Annotated in this window: 2 protein-coding genes; one reads left to right on the plus strand and one right to left on the minus strand. The window is 57.1% G+C overall.

All coding sequences use genetic code 11. The features are described from left to right. Window positions 1-532: 532 nt before the first annotated feature. Window positions 533-1,045, minus strand: coding sequence for a hypothetical protein (locus tag JNN07_03665; GenBank protein ID MBL9166814.1), 513 nt, complete (start codon window positions 1,043-1,045; stop codon window positions 533-535). Window positions 1,046-1,132: 87 nt separating this feature from the next. On the opposite strand from JNN07_03665, the gene JNN07_03670 reads away from it, so the two are divergent. Further along, window positions 1,133-2,686 (plus strand): type IV secretion system DNA-binding domain-containing protein, encoded by a 1,554-nt coding sequence (locus JNN07_03670; protein ID MBL9166815.1) that lies wholly within the window; start codon window positions 1,133-1,135, stop codon window positions 2,684-2,686. Window positions 2,687-2,861: the final 175 nt, after the last annotated feature.

Raw genomic sequence — 2,861 nt, forward strand, 5'->3', positions numbered from 1 at the left:
GGGATCGATCACAAAGCGAAAAATCCCAGGGGTTCGGGGACAGAGTCCCCGAGTTGTTCCCCAATCAAACCACCACAGAAACCCGGGGCAACAGTGCGTAACGATTTCTTGCCAACCGGCGTTTCACGCTGAACCAGTACATTCCCCTTACTCAGCTGGGGATCTGTATCGTTCTGCTATTCACAACCAACAGCGAAAAAACCAGCCCTAGTCAGGAGGCTAGACTTATTCGCAATCTATGCTTCGCAGCGTGCTGTCTCGCGACCGGGACTGCGTTGGCGTTCGAGCAACCTATCGTCGTGCTGGAGCAGTCTTTAGCCTTGGCTCTTTTGAAGAATGCTCCGTTGGAGTTTGCGGGACTGGCTGTCTGGGCTGAAACTCAGCGCCGATCGCGGCTCGAGTGGGAGGCGTTCGTCAAAAACGTTGAGGATTCGTGTGATGACGATTGGCTCGCAGAGTCTGAGATGGAATGAAGCTAGACTTTTGCTCCACCAAGGGACACGGAATGTGGAACTTTGTTCCCCCTGGATAGCTAGCTTATGAGGCTCCAACCCGTGACTCGCATTTGCAACGTGGTGGGGACTCGATGCCCGGCACTTCCATCCGGCTTTTGGGCGATACCAGCTGCGACGCACGCTTCCCCTGCAAGGATGCTGCAAAGGTCCGGAGGCAGGATAACTCCGAATTTCAGGAGAGCATCGATGAGTTGTTCAAATGTCATGTCGACGCCGGGGTGATGAACCATGTTGTGGAACACAAAACTCTCAGGCTCGCCGTCCGACTTCGTCACGTCCTCGATGGTGAGGAAGAATCCTCTCAGACCGTCGTCGAATCCGAGGAAGATCTCAAGGTTATCATGATCGGTGATTATCGCGTAGCGGGACATGGCGTGGCTCCTGGGTTCGTTGCGGCACGGGTAGGTTGAACCGCAAAGGTCGCCCTTTGCGGTGAAAACCTTCTCGTCGGTTGCGCGCTTCGTCATGGGTGAACTGTCGACCGGCAGGCGGATTTTGTTGAGGCCAAAGTTTGGGAATGGTGCGATCAAACGGCGTTCAGTTAGAATGCAGTTTGGAAATTCAATCCGAGGGAGGGAACGCGGTTGGTTTCAGGTGAATCCATATTGGAGCTGGCTTTGCCGTTGGCAGGCGCTTGTCTGGGCATCGGTCTGGTTCGTCGTTGGCTGCACCGGGGCACAGGAGTCACGTTCGCTCATGTGCGTGGTCGGGCGCTTCAAGATTCCGACCACGTTCAGTCCCGGTCGATCAAAGATCCCGGCGGCTTTCGCCTGGGGATGTGCCAGCTTCCCAGCCGGCTCGCTTACGGACACGTAGCCATCGTGGGAGCCACTGGAAGTGGGAAAACACTTCTCCAGCGGTTGCTGATGCAATCCGTGCTCCCGCGCGTCGGTAAAGGCCTCGATCAGCGAGCCCTGATCTACGACGCGAAGCAGGATGTAGTATCGCTCCTGCGGGGAATGGATTTGCACTGCCCGATCGTGCTTCTCAATCCGTTGGACCAACGGGCAGCAGCGTGGGATATGGCAAAGGATGTGACGTCGCCCGCTGCAGCCCTTCAAGCCGCGGCTTTGTTGTTTCCAAAGGCGGTGAATGATGCCAATCCCTTCTTCTCGAACGCCGCTCGGCATCTCCTCTATGGGGTGATGGTGTCGTTGATCCTGGGTGCACCTGGACGGTGGACGCTGCGTCATCTGCTTCTGATTCTGCGTTCTGAGCCTCTTCTCAAATCGGTTCTCTCCCAGTGGGAGGCGACCCGACATCTGACCCAGTATTGTGACCACACGGCCACGTTTCAAAACATCCTTTCCACGCTGCTGACCCGGACGGCTCCCTACGAAATCATCGCAGCTGCTTGGGATCGTTCACCCACACGCATCAGCCTCCGGGGATGGTTGAGGGAAGAATCCATTCTGGTTCTGGGCAATGACGAGGACAATCGGACGGCGATCGATGCCATGAATCAGCTGATCTTCAAACGCATCACAGAATTGGTTTTGGCCCAACCGGAGAAGCCTCAGAGTTCAAACCGGACGACCTGGATCATGCTGGATGAGGTTCGCCAAGCTGGGCGACTCGAGGGCCTATCAGCGCTCATGACCAAGGGCCGTAGCAAGGGCGGGGCAGTGGTCTTGGGCCTTCAGGATATCAACGGCCTGAGGGATGTCTATGGACGCGAGGTCGCGGATGAACTCATCGGCCAGTGCAATACCAAGGCCATCCTTCGGCTGAACAGCCCCGAGACGGCGAAATGGGCGGAGGGGGTGGTTGGCACGAGCGAATTCCTGGAGACGCGACGGTCGAGCAGCCGCAACCGCAATTTTCAGTGTGTCGGACTGAATGCAGGGGGTAGCGCGGGGGAATCGGTGTCTAACAACATCGCCAGTCGACCTTTGGTATTGAGCTCGGAGTTTATGGATTTCCCGGAGACATCGATGGAGAACGGACTGTCAGGGGTGTTCCTGAGCCCAGTGACCGGGGCGTTCAAAGACATGCTGCCAGGGAAGTGGCTCCGGGAGCAACTTGCTGTCCCATGCGCTCAAACGGTCAACTACCAACCCCGCCCGGAGGCGGAGCAATACCTCCGGCCCTGGAGCGACCAGGATGCGGAGGAGCTGGGGATGGGGACGTTGAACCGCAAAGGGCGCGAAGAACGCAAAGGTGGGGACTAGAAATTTAACGCAAGGGCGCGGGACCTGTCGCAAAGGCGCAAGCGGGCCGGGGCTGAGTATTAACCGCAAAGGGGAAACTATTTATGAACTGCACAACGCTGACTTACGTCGGGGCAAAGGAGGCACGGGAACGATGACAAAATGCTATTCAACACATCCCAGCCGACCCCGAGCA

This window comes from Verrucomicrobiales bacterium, assembly GCA_016793885.1.
GTDB lineage: Bacteria > Verrucomicrobiota > Verrucomicrobiia > Limisphaerales > UBA11320 > UBA11320.